General features: G+C 59.3%; 21 protein-coding genes. 15 read left to right on the top strand and 6 right to left on the bottom strand.

Translation table 11 applies throughout. From position 1 onward, the window contains the following. Window positions 1-4 precede the first annotated feature (4 nt). The 5 genes from ctaD (at window position 5) to EV281_RS07210 (ending at window position 4415) form a co-directional block, all read left to right on the top strand. Entirely contained in the window at window positions 5-1708 is a 1704-nt protein-coding gene (gene ctaD, locus EV281_RS07225) for a cytochrome c oxidase subunit I (RefSeq protein ID WP_132652321.1), read from the top strand. 67 nt (window positions 1709-1775) lie between these two features. Then, complete coding sequence (locus EV281_RS07220) at window positions 1776-2732, top strand: heme o synthase (RefSeq protein ID WP_132653205.1); 957 nt, start codon at window positions 1776-1778, stop codon at window positions 2730-2732. Then, entirely contained in the window at window positions 2732-2869 is a 138-nt protein-coding gene (locus EV281_RS31070) for a hypothetical protein (protein ID WP_165911858.1), read from the top strand. Before EV281_RS07220 ends, EV281_RS31070 begins: the two co-directional genes overlap by 1 nt. Window positions 2870-2873: 4 nt before the next feature. Continuing rightward, window positions 2874-3479, top strand: a complete 606-nt coding sequence (locus EV281_RS07215; protein ID WP_132652320.1) for a cytochrome c oxidase assembly protein — start codon at window positions 2874-2876, stop codon at window positions 3477-3479. A gap of 57 nt (window positions 3480-3536) precedes the next feature. After that, window positions 3537-4415: a cytochrome c oxidase subunit 3 gene (locus tag EV281_RS07210; protein ID WP_132652318.1), complete on the top strand. Its 879-nt coding sequence runs from the start codon at window positions 3537-3539 to the stop codon at window positions 4413-4415. Between the two features lie 77 nt (window positions 4416-4492). Here the strand turns inward: EV281_RS07210 and EV281_RS07205 are convergent, their stop codons facing one another. After that, window positions 4493-5134, bottom strand: coding sequence for a chloramphenicol phosphotransferase (locus EV281_RS07205; protein WP_132652316.1), 642 nt, complete (start codon window positions 5132-5134; stop codon window positions 4493-4495). 222 nt (window positions 5135-5356) lie between these two features. Between EV281_RS07205 and EV281_RS07200 the strand changes: the two genes are divergently transcribed. The 5 genes from EV281_RS07200 to rnhA all read left to right on the top strand — a co-directional run bounded on the left by EV281_RS07200 (window position 5357) and on the right by rnhA (window position 9024). Further along, entirely contained in the window at window positions 5357-5737 is a 381-nt protein-coding gene (locus EV281_RS07200) for a DUF983 domain-containing protein (RefSeq protein WP_132652314.1), read from the top strand. Continuing rightward, window positions 5730-6479: an SURF1 family protein gene (locus tag EV281_RS07195; protein ID WP_132652312.1), complete on the top strand. Its 750-nt coding sequence runs from the start codon at window positions 5730-5732 to the stop codon at window positions 6477-6479. Before EV281_RS07200 ends, EV281_RS07195 begins: the two co-directional genes overlap by 8 nt. Window positions 6480-6540: 61 nt before the next feature. Then, window positions 6541-7545 (top strand): 4-hydroxy-3-methylbut-2-enyl diphosphate reductase, encoded by a 1005-nt coding sequence (ispH, locus tag EV281_RS07190; RefSeq protein WP_132652310.1) that lies wholly within the window; start codon window positions 6541-6543, stop codon window positions 7543-7545. Between the two features lie 64 nt (window positions 7546-7609). Continuing rightward, entirely contained in the window at window positions 7610-8575 is a 966-nt protein-coding gene (locus EV281_RS07185; RefSeq protein WP_132652309.1) for a homoserine kinase, read from the top strand. Next, complete coding sequence (rnhA, locus tag EV281_RS07180; protein WP_132652307.1) at window positions 8572-9024, top strand: ribonuclease HI; 453 nt, start codon at window positions 8572-8574, stop codon at window positions 9022-9024. Before EV281_RS07185 ends, rnhA begins: the two co-directional genes overlap by 4 nt. Here rnhA and EV281_RS07175 read toward each other — a convergent pair whose 3' ends face one another. From EV281_RS07175 to EV281_RS07165, 3 genes are all read right to left on the bottom strand, one after another. Beyond that, window positions 9025-10101, bottom strand: a complete 1077-nt coding sequence (locus EV281_RS07175; RefSeq protein ID WP_132652305.1) for a putative zinc-binding metallopeptidase — start codon at window positions 10099-10101, stop codon at window positions 9025-9027. It abuts the gene before it with no gap. A gap of 83 nt (window positions 10102-10184) precedes the next feature. Next, entirely contained in the window at window positions 10185-10376 is a 192-nt protein-coding gene (locus EV281_RS07170) for a CsbD family protein (RefSeq protein ID WP_132652304.1), read from the bottom strand. A gap of 85 nt (window positions 10377-10461) precedes the next feature. Then, entirely contained in the window at window positions 10462-11067 is a 606-nt protein-coding gene (locus EV281_RS07165) for a YqgE/AlgH family protein (RefSeq protein ID WP_132652302.1), read from the bottom strand. A gap of 141 nt (window positions 11068-11208) precedes the next feature. On the opposite strand from EV281_RS07165, the gene EV281_RS07160 reads away from it, so the two are divergent. The 5 genes from EV281_RS07160 to EV281_RS07140 all read left to right on the top strand — a co-directional run bounded on the left by EV281_RS07160 (window position 11209) and on the right by EV281_RS07140 (window position 15454). After that, window positions 11209-12048, top strand: a complete 840-nt coding sequence (locus EV281_RS07160; RefSeq protein ID WP_184327214.1) for a protein-disulfide reductase DsbD domain-containing protein — start codon at window positions 11209-11211, stop codon at window positions 12046-12048. Window positions 12049-12120: 72 nt separating this feature from the next. After that, window positions 12121-12606, top strand: a complete 486-nt coding sequence (locus EV281_RS07155) for a peroxiredoxin (protein WP_132652298.1) — start codon at window positions 12121-12123, stop codon at window positions 12604-12606. A gap of 320 nt (window positions 12607-12926) precedes the next feature. Then, window positions 12927-13670: a metal ABC transporter ATP-binding protein gene (locus tag EV281_RS07150; protein WP_132652296.1), complete on the top strand. Its 744-nt coding sequence runs from the start codon at window positions 12927-12929 to the stop codon at window positions 13668-13670. After that, window positions 13667-14539: a metal ABC transporter permease gene (locus tag EV281_RS07145; RefSeq protein ID WP_132652294.1), complete on the top strand. Its 873-nt coding sequence runs from the start codon at window positions 13667-13669 to the stop codon at window positions 14537-14539. The genes EV281_RS07150 and EV281_RS07145 overlap by 4 nt, the downstream gene beginning before the upstream one ends. A gap of 15 nt (window positions 14540-14554) precedes the next feature. Next, a complete protein-coding gene (locus EV281_RS07140) occupies window positions 14555-15454 on the top strand; it encodes a metal ABC transporter substrate-binding protein (RefSeq protein ID WP_132652292.1) in 900 nt (299 codons plus the stop codon). Window positions 15455-15519: 65 nt separating this feature from the next. Here the strand turns inward: EV281_RS07140 and EV281_RS07135 are convergent, their stop codons facing one another. Then, window positions 15520-15828: a Dabb family protein gene (locus tag EV281_RS07135; RefSeq protein ID WP_132652290.1), complete on the bottom strand. Its 309-nt coding sequence runs from the start codon at window positions 15826-15828 to the stop codon at window positions 15520-15522. Between the two features lie 102 nt (window positions 15829-15930). Beyond that, window positions 15931-16356 (bottom strand): hypothetical protein, encoded by a 426-nt coding sequence (locus tag EV281_RS07130; protein WP_132652288.1) that lies wholly within the window; start codon window positions 16354-16356, stop codon window positions 15931-15933. Window positions 16357-16477 lie beyond the last annotated feature (121 nt).

The raw sequence follows: 16477 nt of genomic DNA, 5'->3' as shown, positions 1-16477 counted from the left end.
GACAATGGCTGGACCTTCCGCTCACGACGATCATTCTCATGATCACCACGCTCATGACGCCCACGCGCATGACGACCACCACGATCACTCGCATGCCCCGAGCTTTGCCGACCGCTGGTTCTTTTCGACGAACCATAAGGACATCGGCACGCTCTATCTGATCTTCGCGATCTTCGCCGGCATCATCGGTGGCCTTCTCTCTGTTGCCATGCGCATGGAGCTGCAGGAGCCGGGCATCCAGATCTTCCACGGCCTGGCCTCAATGGTCTACGGCTTCGAAGGCGATGCTGCGATCGATGGCGCCAAGCACATGTTCAACGTCTTCACCACCGCTCACGCGCTGATCATGATCTTCTTCATGGTCATGCCGGCGATGATCGGCGGTTTCGCCAATTGGATGGTGCCGATCATGATCGGCGCGCCGGACATGGCTTTCCCGCGTCTGAACAACATCTCTTTCTGGCTGATCGTTCCCGCCTTCCTGCTGCTGGTCATCTCGATGTTCGTCGAAGGCCCGGCCGGTGCATATGGTACCGGCGGTGGCTGGACAATGTACCCGCCCTATGCAGTTGTCGGCCAGCCCGGTCCGGCAGTCGACCTTGCGATCTTCGCGCTCCACATTGCCGGCGCGTCTTCGATCCTCGGTGCGATCAACTTCATCACCACGATCCTTAACATGCGCGCTCCGGGCATGACGCTGCACAAGATGCCGCTTTTTGCCTGGGCCGTGCTGATCACTGCCTTCCTGCTGCTGCTGTCGCTGCCGGTTCTGGCTGGCGCTATCACCATGCTGCTCACCGACCGTAACTTCGGTACGGCCTTCTTTGCCCCGGAAGGCGGCGGTGACCCGATCCTCTACCAGCACCTGTTCTGGTTCTTCGGTCACCCGGAAGTTTACATCCTGATCCTGCCGGGCTTCGGCATCATCAGCCACATCGTCTCGACTTTCTCGAAGAAGCCGGTCTTCGGTTATCTCGGCATGGCCTACGCCATGGTCGCCATCGGCGCCGTCGGCTTCGTCGTCTGGGCCCACCACATGTACACGGTCGGCCTGTCGCTCGACGCACAGCGCTACTTCGTCTTCGCGACGATGGTCATCGCCGTTCCGACGGGTGTGAAGATCTTCTCCTGGATCGCAACGATGTGGGGTGGCTCGATCACCTTCCGCACGCCGATGATCTGGGCGATCGGCTTCATCTTCCTGTTCACCGTCGGTGGCGTGACGGGTGTCCAGCTTGCAAACGCCGGCCTCGACCGCTCGCTGCATGACACCTACTACGTCGTGGCGCACTTCCATTACGTTCTGTCGCTCGGCGCCGTCTTCGCCATCTTTGCTGCCTGGTACTACTGGTTCCCGAAGATGACCGGCTACATGTACAGCGAGTTCCTCGGCAAGCTGCACTTCTGGGTCATGTTCATCGGTGTGAACCTGGTGTTCTTCCCGCAGCATTTCCTTGGCCTCGCCGGCATGCCGCGCCGCTATATCGACTATCCGGATGCATTTGCCGGCTGGAACTATGTCTCGTCGGTCGGCTCCTACATCTCGTTCCTCGGCGTGATCATCTTCCTCGTCGGTGTCTGGGAAGCTTTCGCCAGGAAGCGCATTGCCGGTGACAACCCGTGGGGTGAGGGTGCGACGACCCTCGAATGGCAGCTGCCGTCGCCGCCGCCATACCACCAGTGGGAACAGCTTCCGCGCATCAAGTAAGATGCCGGACTTCCGGACGCCGCAGGCCTCTGCGGCGTCTGGCAATTAGGTAATTCAGGACGGAATGATGACGGTAATCGACAATCACGAGGCTCTTGCTGAAGACGGCGACTCTCGCCTGTCGGAAGCGAGTGCGCGCGATTATTTCGAGCTTCTGAAGCCGCGGGTCATGTCGCTCGTCGTCTTTACGGCTTTTGCCGGCCTCGTGCTGGCGCCGGGGCACATCAATCCGATCCTTGGCCTGATCGCCATCCTTTGCATCGCCGTCGGCGCAGGGGCGTCGGGTGCGCTGAACATGTGGTATGACGCCGACATTGACGCCGTCATGAGCCGCACCGCCAAGCGCCCGATCCCGGCGGGCCGCATCTTGCCCAAGGAAGCGTTGGCCTTCGGCCTCGTGCTCTCCTGCTTCTCGGTGACGATCCTCGGTCTTGCGGTCAACTGGCTGTCGGCCTCGATCCTCGCCTTCACCATTTTCTTCTATGCCGTCATCTACACGATGTGGCTGAAGCGTTCGACGCCGCAGAACATCGTCATCGGCGGTGCGGCCGGCGCCTTTCCGCCCATGATCGGCTGGGCCTGCGTGACCAATTCGGTTACGATCGAAAGCACGGTCCTTTTCCTCATCATCTTCATGTGGACGCCGGCGCATTTCTGGGCGCTCGCTCTGTTCAAGATGCGTGACTATGAGGCGGTCGGCGTGCCGATGCTGCCGAACGTTTCGGGTGAACGCACCACCAAGCATCAGATCGTTGCTTATGCCGTGTTGTCGGCTGTCTGCGCCGTAATGCCGACGTTCCTCGGTTTCGCCAGCGTCGGTTACGGCGTGGTTGCCGCAGCACTCGGTGCGGTCTTCATATACTGTTCCATCGCCGTCTGGCGCATGCCCGATGGCGATCTCAAAATGATCCCGGCGAAGAAGCTCTTCGGCTTCTCTATCTTCTATCTCTTCGCCGTGTTCTCCGCGCTGATGCTCGACCGGCTGGTTGCCGCGCTGGTCTTATATGCAGGAGGCTCGTTCTAATGGAATTGGTCAAACTTACCGAGGCGCAACGCAAGTCGCGCCGCAACCGCAACATTGCCCTCGGTCTCGCACTCGCTGGGCTGGTGATCCTTTTCTACGCCATCACCATCGTCAAGTTTCTGGCGCACGGAGGCTGAGGCGATGAGCGATGTCGTCAACGCACCGAAGAAACCGCGCAACAATGCCGCCGTCGTCTTCATGTGCCTGAGCTTCGTCGTCGGCATGGGAGCGGCAAGCTATGCTGCCGTGCCGCTTTATCGAATTTTCTGCCAGGTCACGGGCTATAACGGCACGACGCAGCGCGTCGATCAGGTTTCGAGCGTAATTCTCGATCGAAAAATGCGCGTTACCTTCGACGCCAACGTCGCTCCCGGTCTGCAGTGGGAATTCAGGCCGGTCGAGCGCGAGGTCAATCCGAAGATCGGCGAGACGATCCAAGTCAATTTCATCGCCGAGAACCGTTCCAACGAAACCCAGCGCGGTCAGGCTGTCTTCAACGTGACGCCGGGCGAGGCGGGCGCTTATTTCAACAAGGTGCAATGTTTCTGCTTTAATGAAACGGACCTGAAGCCGGGCGAAAAGCTTGAAATGCCGGTCGTGTTCTATATCGATCCGGAAATTACCAAGGCCGCTGAATCGAAAAGCATTCATACGGTCACGCTGTCATACACGTTCTATCCCAAAGAGGGTCCGAAGCCAGTGGCTTCGAATGAGGGTAGTGCGGGACAGGCTGAAAAGAAACTTTGATTGAGGAGTGTTTCCGGCGTCGCCGGAAGCGGAGAATTTAGACACCGGGGATCTGACATGGCCGATGCTCATCAGAAGAATCACGATTACCACATTATAGCTCCGAGCCCGTGGCCGATATTGGCCTCGCTTGGTGCATTCCTGATGGCCTTCGGCGGCGTCGGTTTTATGCGCTACCTGAACGGCGGCTCGCTGCATGTTCTCGGTGTCGAATGGGCCCAACCGTGGGTCTTCTTCATCGGGCTGGCTGTCGTTTTATACGTCATGTACGGCTGGTGGTCGGACACTGTGAAGGAAGCTGACGAGGGTGCTCACACGCGCGTCGTGTCCCTGCACCTGCGCTATGGCATGATCATGTTCATCGCTTCGGAAGTGATGTTCTTCGTTGCCTGGTTCTGGGCCTATTTCGATGCCAGCCTCTTTCCGCATGAAGCCATCCAGGCTTCGCGCCTCGCCTACACCGGCGGCGTCTGGCCGCCGAAGGGCATTGAGGTTCTCGATCCCTGGCACCTGCCGATCTACAACACCGTTATCCTGCTGCTGTCGGGCACGACTGTGACCTGGGCTCACCACGCTCTGCTGCACAACGATCGTAGAGGGCTCATTCAGGGCCTGACGCTGACCGTCCTGCTTGGCGTGCTCTTCTCCAGCGTCCAGGCTTACGAATATGCCCACGCACCGTTCGAGTTCCGCAACTCGATCTACGGCGCGACCTTCTTCATGGCCACGGGCTTCCATGGTTTCCACGTTCTGGTCGGTACCATCTTCCTGCTGGTCTGCCTGCTGCGTGCGCTGCGCGGCGACTTCACGCCTAAGCAGCACTTTGGCTTCGAGGCGGCCGCCTGGTACTGGCACTTCGTCGACGTGGTCTGGCTGTTCCTGTTCTTCTGCATCTACGTCTGGGGTGGCTGGGGTGCTCCGGTAGCAGCAGGCTGATCGAGGCCTGATAGTGATCAAAAAAGGCGGGTGCCATCGGCCCCGCCTTTTTCTTTGTCTTGAGGCTTGTCTGTGTCTCACCGCTGACCCGCCAGCTTCTCGAAAGCCGAAGGCTGCGGAATACCGAGATCCAGCTGATGGCGGATCGCCTCGGCACATTCGAGCGCGGTCAGGACGGACGTATCGACCTCCATGTCGTAGAGACCGGGGCGATGAACCTCGTCCTGCCAACGCTGCACCGGTTCCGGCACCGGTGTCTCCTCGGTGGCGCGCAGGTAGAGTGTTTCGCGCCCTTCCTGATGGATCTCGCGCCGCCGCATGATCGTCCCGATCGGGCACTTGACGCCGACGAACAACACGGGAAAACCCTCCAGCCGTCGGGCGCAATCGCCGAGAATGCCGAGCGGCTGCGAATAGCTGTCGTGATGGCCGAGATCGGCGACGACATTGAGGCCGAATCCAGCATGAATGGCGATGGATTCATAGAGCGCTGCATAGAGGAATGGTACCAGCTCCTCCAGGTCCGGCCGTTCGCCGCCGGGCCTTAAGCCGATACCGGGCAGGTAGCGCTTCGGCGTCATGGCATTATAGGTGTCGACGCCGAGGTTGATCCACGGCCCCTCGAATTCGTCCTGGATCGCGCACACAATACTGGATTTGCCGCTTCGCGGTGCGCCGTTCAGGATTATGATCTGTCCGGCATGGCTATCGTTGGTCATCAGTCTTCTTCTTCTGTTTGGCGCGAATCATTACAGCGCCGCCCATCTTTCCAGACGAGCAAAGGACGCTGTAACGCTTTGAATTGCTGCATGATTCCCTAAATCGATTCCGATTTGAGGAATTATGCGGCGGCGAAAACGCGCAGGCATTTCCATTCGGGATGCGAATACTTTATGGGAGAGTTAAGGCAGACGGCGAAAAGCCGTCGGCGGGAGATAGACATGAGTGAAGATGACGCGCAATTTCCACCGGTCGATCCGGTCAAGACCGGTATCAGGGGGTGCTGCCCGCGCTGCGGTCACGGTCAGCTCTTTGATGGGGTACTTGGCCTCAAACCGCGCTGCGCAGCCTGCGGCCTGGACTATTCCTTCGCCGATGCTGGCGATGGCCCGGCCGTCTTCGTCATCCTCATTGTCGGCTTCATCGTCATCGGTTCGGTTCTCTGGCTGCAGGTCAATTACGCCCCGCCAATCTGGGTCCACATCCTGCTTTTCGGCCCGCTGACGATCATACTGTCTCTGCTGGCGCTGCGCTGGTGCAAGGGCATCCTCATCGCCATGCAATATCGCCACAATGCCCGCGAGGGACGCTTGAGTGACTGATATCGAAAGTCCGGCCCCGCGCCGCAAGCCGCCGCTCCTTACCGGCATTGCCGTTCTCATCGCGCTCGCCATCCTGATTTCGCTCGGCACTTGGCAGGTGGAACGCCTTCACTGGAAGGAAGGCCTGCTCGCCGATATCGCCGAGCGTCGCGCTGCAGCCCCGGTTCCCCTCGCGGACATCGAGGCCATGGCGGCTCAAAATGGTGACATCGAATACCGCACGGTCACCGCCACCGGCCGCTACATCAACAATAAGGAGCGTCATTTCTTCGCCACCTGGCGTGGCCAGACCGGCTATTACATCTACACACCGCTGCAGCTTGCGGACGGGCGTTACCTCTTCGTCAACAGAGGCTTTGTTCCCTATGAGAACAAGGAGCCGGAAATGCGCATGCAGGGCGAGTTGACCGGCCAGCAGACGGTTACCGGCCTCGCGCGCGCAAAACTTCCTGGCAAGCCCTCCTGGCTGGTGCCCGACAATGACGTGGCGAAGAACATCTTCTATTGGAAGGACCTCGATGTGATGGCATCGAGCGTCGATCTCGACAGGACCAGTGTCGTCCCCTTCTTCGTCGATGCCGATTCCACGCCCAATCCAGCAGGCTTTCCGATTGGTGGCGTGACACAGGTCGATCTGCCGAACGACCATCTGCAATATGCCGTCACCTGGTATGGGCTGGCGGTGGTGCTTGCTGTCGTGGCTGCCATCTCCTGGTTCCGCCGCAAGAGTGCTGCGCAATAGTATCGCTTCAATTCCGCCCCATATTGGGTTAGAGGTCCCTCAAGCTTAACCTGGATATGTCATGAATATTGCGGCAAAACCTCCCTTGACGATCAGGCTCTGCGGCCCGCGGGGCTTCTGCGCCGGCGTCGACCGGGCGATCCAGATCGTCGTGCTGGCGCTGAAGGCCTATGGTGCGCCTGTTTATGTCCGCCATGAGATCGTCCACAACCGCTATGTCGTGGAAGGGCTGGAAGCCAAGGGCGCCGTCTTCGTCGAGGAGCTTGACGAGATCCCCGCCGAACACCGCGCCCAGCCGGTTGTCTTTTCCGCCCATGGCGTGCCGAAATCCGTGCCTGAAGATGCGAATGCCCGCAACCTCTTCTATCTCGACGCCACCTGTCCGCTGGTCTCCAAGGTCCACAAGCAGGCGATGCGTCATAACCGCCTTGGCCGTCATGTCATCCTGATCGGCCACGCGGGCCATCCGGAAGTGATCGGCACCATGGGGCAGCTGCCCGAGGGCTCCGTTTCACTGGTCGAGACTGTCGAGGATGTCGACGCCTATCAGCCCGACGATCCCGATAATCTCGGCTATGTCACCCAGACGACGCTGTCGGTCGATGATACGGCCGGCGTCATCAGGCGGCTGGAAGAGCGCTTTCCCAATCTCAAGGCGCCGGCTGCCGATTCTATCTGCTATGCCACGACCAACCGTCAGGAAGTGGTGAAGGAGGCTGCCCCCGGCTGCGATCTTTTCATCATCGTTGGCGCGCCGAATTCTTCCAATTCAAAGCGGCTCATGGAAGTGGCGCTGAGAGCGGGAGCGAAGAGGTCGATTCTCGTACAGCGTGCTTCCGAACTCGATTGGGATGCGATCGGTCCGATTGCCACCCTCGGCCTGTCTGCCGGTGCTTCCGCCCCTGAAGTGATCGTCAACGAGATCATCGAGGCCTTCCGTACCCGCTTCGATGCCCGCGTCGAGCTTGCCGAAACCGTGCAGGAAAACGAGCATTTCCTCGTCAACCGCGAACTGCGCGGCCTTGAGCTGACGACGGCTGACATGGCGTTTGTGAACGGAGAATGAGGTGAGGGGCTTTCCCTCTGCCCTGCCCATCTAATGAACACCGCCTCTACAGTGAGAGACCAACTTGGCAGTTTATACCGATATCGCCGAAGACGATCTGAAATGGTTTCTCACCGAATATGATGCCGGCGCCCTGCTCTCCTACAAGGGCATCGCCGAAGGCGTCGAGAATTCCAATTTCCTGCTGCACACATCGAAGGCACCGCTCATTCTGACACTTTACGAGAAGCGAGTGGAAAAGAGCGATCTCCCCTTCTTCCTTGGCCTGATGCAACATCTGTCCGCCGGCGGCCTGTCCTGCCCACTACCGCTGCCACGCAAAGACGGTGCCCTGCTCGGCACATTGTCGGGCCGTCCCGCCGCATTGATCTCGTTCCTAGAAGGTATGTGGCTGAGAAAGCCGGACGCGAAGCACTGCCGCGAAGTTGGCAAGGCGTTGGCGCGGATGCATCTCGCCGCCGAAGGATTCACGCTGACGCGGCCGAACGCGTTGTCGCTCGAAGGTTGGCAGACGCTCTGGGACAAGTCCGAGACACGCGCCGACGAGGTCGAACCCGGCCTGCAAAACGAGATCCGCAGCGAGCTCGATTTTCTGCGGACCCATTGGCCGAAGGATCTGCCGGCAGGCGTCATTCACGCCGATCTTTTCCCAGACAATGTCTTCTTCCTCGGCGACGAGCTCTCCGGGCTCATCGATTTCTATTTCGCCTGCAACGATCTGCTCGCCTACGACGTATCGATCTGCCTCAATGCCTGGTGCTTCGAAAAGGATGGAGCCTATAACATCACCAAGGGCACGCAGATGCTGGAAGGCTACCAGAGCGTCCGGCCCTTGAGTGACAAGGAGGTCGATGCCCTGCCGATCCTTTCCCGCGGCTCGGCCCTGCGCTTCTTCCTGACCCGCCTCTATGACTGGCTGATGACGCCAGAAGGCGCCATGGTCACCAAGAAGGATCCGCTGGAATATCTGCGCAAGCTGCGCTTCCACCGTCAGATTTCCTCGCCGGCCGAATATGGGCTGAGCCTATGAAGCACATCGATATCTTCACGGATGGTGCATGCTCCGGCAATCCTGGCCCGGGCGGCTGGGGAGCAGTGCTGCGTTACGGCGAGGTGGAAAAGGAGCTTTCCGGTGGAGAAGCCGAAACCACGAACAACCGCATGGAGCTCTTGGCTGCTATCTCCGCGCTCAGCGCCTTGAAAGAGCCTTGCGAAGTCGATCTCTACACCGACAGCGCCTATGTGAAGGATGGTATTTCGAAATGGATCTTCGGCTGGAAGAAGAATGGCTGGAAAACCTCCGATAACAAGCCGGTGAAGAATGCAGAGCTCTGGCAGGCACTGGAAGAAGCCCGCAACCGGCATAAGGTGACGCTCCACTGGGTCAAGGGCCATGCCGGCCACCCCGAAAACGAACGTGCTGATGAACTGGCTCGCAAAGGAATGGAGCCGTTCAAGAAGAGCAAGAGAGCGGGCTGATTATGCCGCCTGCTGCTGTTCGGCAGCAGCATGTTGGATCAGCTGGTGCAGGTATTCGAGCTTCGCCACGACGGGCGGAGACAGCACGAAAGGATAGGAATCTGGCTGCCCCATACTGCGCTGGATCGCATTGATCGCCAGGCTGAGCGGTACCCAGGCGCTGACGAGCTGTTCGGCGCTTTTCGCCCGATAAGGATTGAAATCCACCTCGGCCGCAATCTCCTCATGACCACGCGGCTCGATCGCCATGCCGAAGCTGCGCGCCGTCTCCAGCGTATCGACGATATGCAGGTAATGCGCAAAGCACTCCGCGAAATCCTCCCATGGATGGACAGAGGCATAGGCGCTGATGAAGTTTTCCTGCCAACCCGGGATTGGTCCGTTGGCATAGTGGTTCTGCAATGCCGTTCCATAGTCCTGACGCTCGTCGCCGAAGGCCGCGCGGAATGTGTCGAAGCCATTGCGGTCGCGCACCAGCTTGTCCCAGATGAAATGCCCCGTTTCGTGGCGGAAATGGCCGAGCAGGGTGCGATAGGGCTCGTCCATCGCCGTTCGCGCCTGCTCGCGGGTCACGTCGTCCGCCTCGGCCGCACGAATGGCGATCAGCCCTTCCTCGTGACCCGTCATGGCCGGAACGACATTGCCATCGTTTTGCACGGCATCTTCGACGAAATCGAAGACTAGCCCTCCTTGCGGGTCTTCCTGTCGGTCGGGATGCGGCAGGTTCCAGCGCAACAGCGAGTAGAAGAGGTGCCGCTGCGCCTGGCTGATCCGCCGCCAGCGGTCGATGCCATCTTGTGTATCCGTATTCGGCACCAGCCGGTTATGCCGGCAGGCGATGCAGAAGTCATTGCCGTCATCGACCAGCCAGTTGCAGATATCGAGCCCGGCATTGGCGCAAAACCGAACCAGCCGTGTCGGATCGGAGACGAGCTGCCAATTGACCTCGTCCCGCGACTCCAGCGCATGCACGGACAGATCGCCGGCAAAGAAGCCAAGGCGATGGTTGCAGCGCACACACTGCCTGTTGTCAAAATGGATAACCTGATCGCAATTGTCGCAGGCAAACAACCTCATCACAGGTCTCCATAGGCAGGAGAAGACGGAAAATGCCAGCCGCAAACAGCTGCGGCAGGCATTCAAGAGCTGATGAACAGGCCTTAAAGCCGGTCGACGGCACCCTTCAGTTTGTCCTTTGCTTTTCCGGTTGCGACCTGGGCTTTGCCCTTGGCTTCCTGCACTCCACCCTTGGTCTGCATTTCACGGTCGCCAGTGGTCTTGCCGGCCGCCTTCTTCGCCTTGCCGGCCATCTCGTTGACCTTGCCGGAAATCTTGTCGCCAGTGCTACCCATGTGTGCCTCCTCTCGGATCACGGACGGGGTGTCCGCTTGCCGACAGGGAACGCCGAAAAAACGGTTTCGTTCCGGAGTGACCCGCTTAGGCGTGGCCGGCCTCGGCCGACAGCATGGCTGGCGTCACGCCCATGCTGGCCAGCGCCCGCTCGTACTTGTCGTCGAGGCAGCGATCGAAGATCAGCTCCTCATTGGCGGCGCAATTGAGCCAGCCGTTGGCGGCCACCTCGTTTTCGAGCTGGCCCGCACCCCATGAGGAATAACCGAGCAGCATTGTTGCCCGCTTCGGACCACCGCCCCTCGAGATGGCACGCACGATATCGAGTGTCGCCGTCAAGCAAATATCGTCACTGACGGGAATGGAAGAGTCGCTGACATAGTCGTCAGAATGCAGCACGAAGCCGCGGCCGCTTTCTACAGGTCCGCCCGTCTGGATCGGGAACTCTCGCGCGTCCTTCGGCAATACGATGGAATCTTCATGCTTGATCATGTCGAGATGCAGCAGCACATCGGTGAAGGTGAGGCTTTGCGGACGATTGATGACGAAGCCCATGGCGCCGGCATCCGAGTGGGCGCAGATGTAGATCACCGTGCGCGCAAAATTACGATCTTCCATGCCAGGCATGGCGATCAGAAACTGACCGTCGAAAAATCCGCGCTCCCGTCTGTTCTTTAGCGTTGCTAGGGACATGGTTCCTCCTGCCGCCAGATCACACAAAGGCTCCGACAGGGGAAGCATGGGCCAATGTCACAGATCAATCAACCGAAAATGAAGATTTAAATGGGCAGGGCTTCTGGCGGCAAATGGCAAATTTCGGTAAACCTTTGTTCCATGAGAGTTATTTTATTGCTCCAGCGAGCCGTATTAATCATACTCATTTCGGCTGTGCCCATACTTGGCCTGTTTCATTCGGCCTATGCGGAGATGAGTGATTGGGCCGAGAACGAAAGTGGCCGGATGCGCCTCGTGGCGCTGCCGCCTGATGGCAATGGCCACATACGCGCCGGTTTGCAGATCGAGCCCAAGCCCGGCTGGATCACTTATTGGCGTGAACCGGGCAATAACGGCATCCCCCCGCAGATCACGATAGCACCGCAGAGCGGCGTGACGCTCGATGCCATTTCCTACCCCGTTCCCAAACTTATTTCCAATGGCAAAGTCGAGGATATCGGCTATGACGCGCCGGTGACCCTGCCACTATCGCTGACGGCCTCGAAGGCAGGTCCGGTTTTGTTCGATGCCACAGCCTTCATCGGTATCTGCAAGGACATCTGTATCCCATTCCAGGCGCAGTTTTCACTGAAGATCGGAGCTGCGGCAATGTCGCGGCCGCAGGAGGAAATGATCCTTCAGAGTGCGGCTGCCCGCCTTCCCGAAGCGCCGTCCGCGGATTTCGAGATCGTGGCATATGCCATGTCGCCCGATCTGAAGCAGCTTTCGCTGAAGATCACCCTGCCGGAAGAGGGGAGCGGGACGCCTGATATCATTGTCACCGGGCCGAGTGGTTATGCCTTCACCAAACAGATGAATACTGCCCGCGGCGGCAAGGCCTATGCTACCGATATTTCCATCGGCAAGCTGCCGAAGAATTATGACATCCACGGCAAGCAGTGGAGTGTGCTGATCATCGATGGTTCGCAGACCATGGAAACCACGCTTGCCTTTGAATGATCGCGTCTTATAGTCCCCTCTCAATTCCGCACGCGGCGCGGCCGCGATCAGCCAGAACCGAGGAGATAATCCATGACCATCGCGATCGGCGACAAGCTTCCTGCCGTCACTTTCAAGGAAAAGACGGCCGACGGCCCCGTCGAAACCACCACCGAGCAGCTTTTTGGCGGCAAGCGCGTTGTGCTCTTTGCAGTGCCCGGCGCCTTCACACCCACCTGTTCGCTGAACCATCTGCCGGGCTATCTGGAAAACCGTGATGCCATTCTCGCAAAGGGCGTCGACGATATCGCCGTTCTCGCCGTCAACGACTGGCATGTCATGGGCGCCTGGGCACAGTCTTCCGGCGGTCTCGGCAAGATCCATTTCCTCGCCGACTGGGACGCCGGCTTCACCAAGGCAGTCGGCCTCGATGCCGATCTCTCCGCCGGCGGCCTCGGGGTTCGTTCCAAGCGCTATTCCATGCTGGTTGAAGACGGCGTTGTGAAGTTGCTCAATGTCGAGGAATCACCTGGCCAGGCAACCGTTTCCGGCGCAGCTGCTATGCTTGAGCAGCTCTGAGATTGATCTTCTCAAGTCAGATGCAGGGGCGCCTTCGGGCGCCCTTTTATTTTTCTCAGTCTTTCGATCCATGATCGCCGAGATGCGCGCCTAGCGGATCAATCACGTTCCCTGCCTCATTCCTGCCGCAATTGTTATAACATAACAGTTACGTTATTACATATACGTTATTACATAAAAGGAATGAGCATGCGATCCGCCCCCGCCCCTGAACGTCTCGCCGTCAGTCTTCTCGGGCAATCTGCGCTTCTACGCACCTGTGGTGCCCTCGCTATCGCCGCGGTTCTCTGGCTCGCAATTTACTGGGCAGTTCTGTTGCCATGAGCCCGCCCGAGATCCGCCTCGACAATCTCACTGTCTCCTATGATCGCCACCCCGCTGTCCATCATCTCTCAGGTACTTTCCGGTCTGGCAGCATGACGGCGATTGCCGGGCCGAATGGCGCGGGAAAATCCACGCTGCTGAAGGCGATCATGGGGGAACTGCGCCCTGTAGAGGGACGTGTGGAACACCTGATGCAACGCACCGATTTCGGCTATCTCCCACAGGCGGCGGAGATCAACAGACGCTTCCCGATTTCGGTTGTGGATACTGTGCTGCTGGGAAGCTGGCGCCAGGCGGGTGCTTTTGGCCGCATTGCAAAGCAAGACGTTGCGCGCGCGGGTGCCGCACTCGCCACGGTCGGTCTGGAAGGATTCGAGAAGCGGCATATCGGCTCGCTTTCGGCCGGTCAGTTCCAGCGCGTGCTCTTTGCCCGCCTGCTGCTGCAGGATGCCCGTATTATCCTGCTTGACGAACCCTTCGCTGCCATCGATGCCCGCACGACAAGGGATTTGCTCGACATTGTCGTCCGTTGGCACGGCGATGGACGGACCGTGATTGCGGTGCTCCATGATTTCGAACAGGTGAGGGAATATTTCCCGGAGACCCTGCTGCTCGCCCGCAGGCTGATCGGCTGGGGGCCGACGCAGCAAGTCATGTCATCCGCCAATCTTCTGCAGGCTCGTGCCATGGCCGAGCGCTGGGATGAAGATGCCGAAGCCTGCGGGGTGCCGGCGACATGACAGCCTACGAGATCTTCTTCGCCCCTTTTGCCGATTACGGCTTCATGCGCCGGGCGCTCGTTGCCTGCCTCTGCCTCGGGCTCGGTTCCGGCCCCATTGGCGTTTTCCTCATGCTTCGCCGCATGAGCCTCATGGGCGATGCCATGAGCCATGCGGTGTTGCCCGGTGCGGCAATAGGCTATCTGGTCGCCGGCTCGCTGTCGTTGACGGCGATGGGTATCGGTGGACTTGTCGCGGGCCTTTCCGTCGCGCTTCTGTCGGGTGTCGTCAGCCGCATGACGGTACTGCAGGAGGACGCGAGCTTTGCAAGCTTCTATCTCGCGTCGCTGGCGCTCGGCGTGCTCATCGTCTCGCTCCGCGGTTCCAACATCGATCTGCTTCATGTGCTTTTCGGCACGATCCTCGCGATCGACGCGCCGGCGCTGACACAGATCGGTGCCATCGCCTCACTAACGCTGCTGGTGCTTGCCATCATCTACCGGCCGCTGGTTGCTGAATGCTTCGACCCTGGCTTCCTGCGTGCCGTCGGCGGGCGCGGACCCGTCTATCATTTCCTCTTCCTGCTGCTGGTGGTGCTGAATCTCGTCGCAAGCTTCCAGGCGCTCGGCACGCTGATGGCCGTCGGCCTGATGATGCTGCCGGCTGCGGTCGCCCAACTCTGGTCCCGCAGCCTGCCAATCATGATGCTCTTCGCGGCGGCAAGTGCGGCGGCTTCCGGCTATCTCGGCCTCATCGCTTCGTATCATCTCGAACTTGCCTCCGGCCCGACGATCATCATGACCGCGGCGCTGCTCTATGGCCTTTCGATCTTCTTCGCACCGTCGGGCCTTGCCCGGCGCTTCTTCCCCCGCCCGCATCTGAAGGGCTGATCACAGGAGACACCGATGATACCTCGCAAACTGATTCTCTCCGCCTCCTTGCCTGTATTGATAACGCTTTCGGCTGTGCCGGCTTCGGCCGAGACCCTGAAGGTCGTCGCCTCCTTCACGGTGCTCGCCGATGTCGTCCGCCAGGTCGGCGGCGACCATGTCAAGGTCACGAGCCTCGTCGGCCCGAATGGCGATCCCCACGAATTCGAGCCGTCGCCGGCTGATGCCAAGGCGCTGAATGCCGCAAAAGTGACCTTCGTCAGCGGCGAGGGGCTGGAAGGCTGGATGGATCGGCTGATCACCGCCTCCGGCTACAAGGGCAAGCCAGTCACGGTTTCCGAGGGTATTAACACCCGCACCATGGAAGAGGACGGTAAGACCGTCACCGACCCGCATGTCTGGAACAGTCCCGTCAATGTGAAGGTCTGGGTCGCCAATATCGAGAAGGCATTGTCCGACGCCGATCCAGTTGACGCCGCAGCCTTCAAGGCCAATGCCGAGAAATATATTCACAAACTTGATGAACTGAATGCCTATGCGCATTCCAAATTCGACAAGATCGCCGATGACCGACGCAAGGTGCTGACGAGCCACGATGCCTTCGGCTATTTTGGCCGCGAATATAATGTCAGCTTTCTCGCACCGATTGGCCTCTCGACAGAAAGCGAAGCCTCCGCCGCCGATGTCTCCAAGCTGATCGAGCAGATCAAGCAGGAACACGTGAAGACCTACTTCTTCGAAAATTCCAATGATCCGCGCCTCATCAAGCAGGTCGCCACGGCAACCGGCGCTGAACCCGGCGGCGAGCTTTACGTCGAATCGCTATCGGATGTGAAAGGTCCGGCACCGACCTACGAGAAGATGTTCCGCTACAATGTCGACCAGCTCTCCGCTGCCATGGCAAAGTCGAGCTGAGCATACTTCGGCCAGACTCAATTCCGGACGGAGAACCGCTGCACACTTTTCCTGGAATTGCTTCGTCAAGTAACGAGATCGAAGACCAGGAGGCCGGCCAGGCCTCCATCCGTCGACGAGACGATGCGCTCGCCGACGGCCACGTGTTCGGGATGCACCAGATAGCCGTCTCGGGCCTCGGGGCTCTCGAAGGTCACGGCAAAGCCGTCGACGAAACCGCCATGCAGCCCCTCGGGTGAAACATTCGGCCCGTATTTGATATCCAGAATACCCGGTATCACCTGCTTCAGCGCCACGATCGCATCGAACAGCGCCTGCTTGTCATCTGGTGTCATAGCGCTCTTCAGCCGCATGAATACGCAGTGCAGGATCATAGGGTGCCTCCTGGTTGTGTTTTTCGGCAGCATAACGGCGATGGCGATAAGGGCAATGGTATTTCGCTTCAACGGTCTCCAGACCTGTAAACACCAGCCAGCCTACATCTGGTCCGCCGCCGTCACCGGACGGTTATAGATATTGCGGACGAGTTCGCTGGACAGGACACGTGCAGCGGTCTTCTGCTCTTGCGTCATTGGACGGCAGGTATCCTTGAGGTTGGAGCCATCGATCACGGTGGCCGCGCCGGAATTGGCTATAACGATATGCCAGCTGCAAGCAGCGACCTTGTCGATGATCACAGCGCCGCGGCAACCGGTAGAGAGGCAGAAGGCCACGATGACCTGTGCACCGTGATCTCCCTTGTGGGCGAGCGCATAGGCCGCTTTGAAGTCCTTCTTCAATTTTTCACAACGCCCTGGCTCTTCTGCCGCCTGGCAGCTCAGCGCGGCAGGGTGAATTTCGGTGGCGTAGAGGGGAGAGACGCAAAAGGCGCCCATCGAGAGGGCGAGCAATAGCTTGAGCATCGGATTTTCCTTGTTGCGCTGAGTCACAGGCGCACATCGGCCGCCAATGGTCAATGACCGTCACAGGCAAGGAAGGTCATATCGATCGGATGGGCTCGAATGCCCCGGAAAAAGCCGCCGA

The organism is Rhizobium sp. BK418 (assembly GCF_004341105.1).
In the GTDB taxonomy this organism is placed as follows: domain Bacteria; phylum Pseudomonadota; class Alphaproteobacteria; order Rhizobiales; family Rhizobiaceae; genus Rhizobium.
Note: the sequence above shows the minus strand (reverse complement) of the source record. Positions and strands in the feature narration are given on the sequence as shown.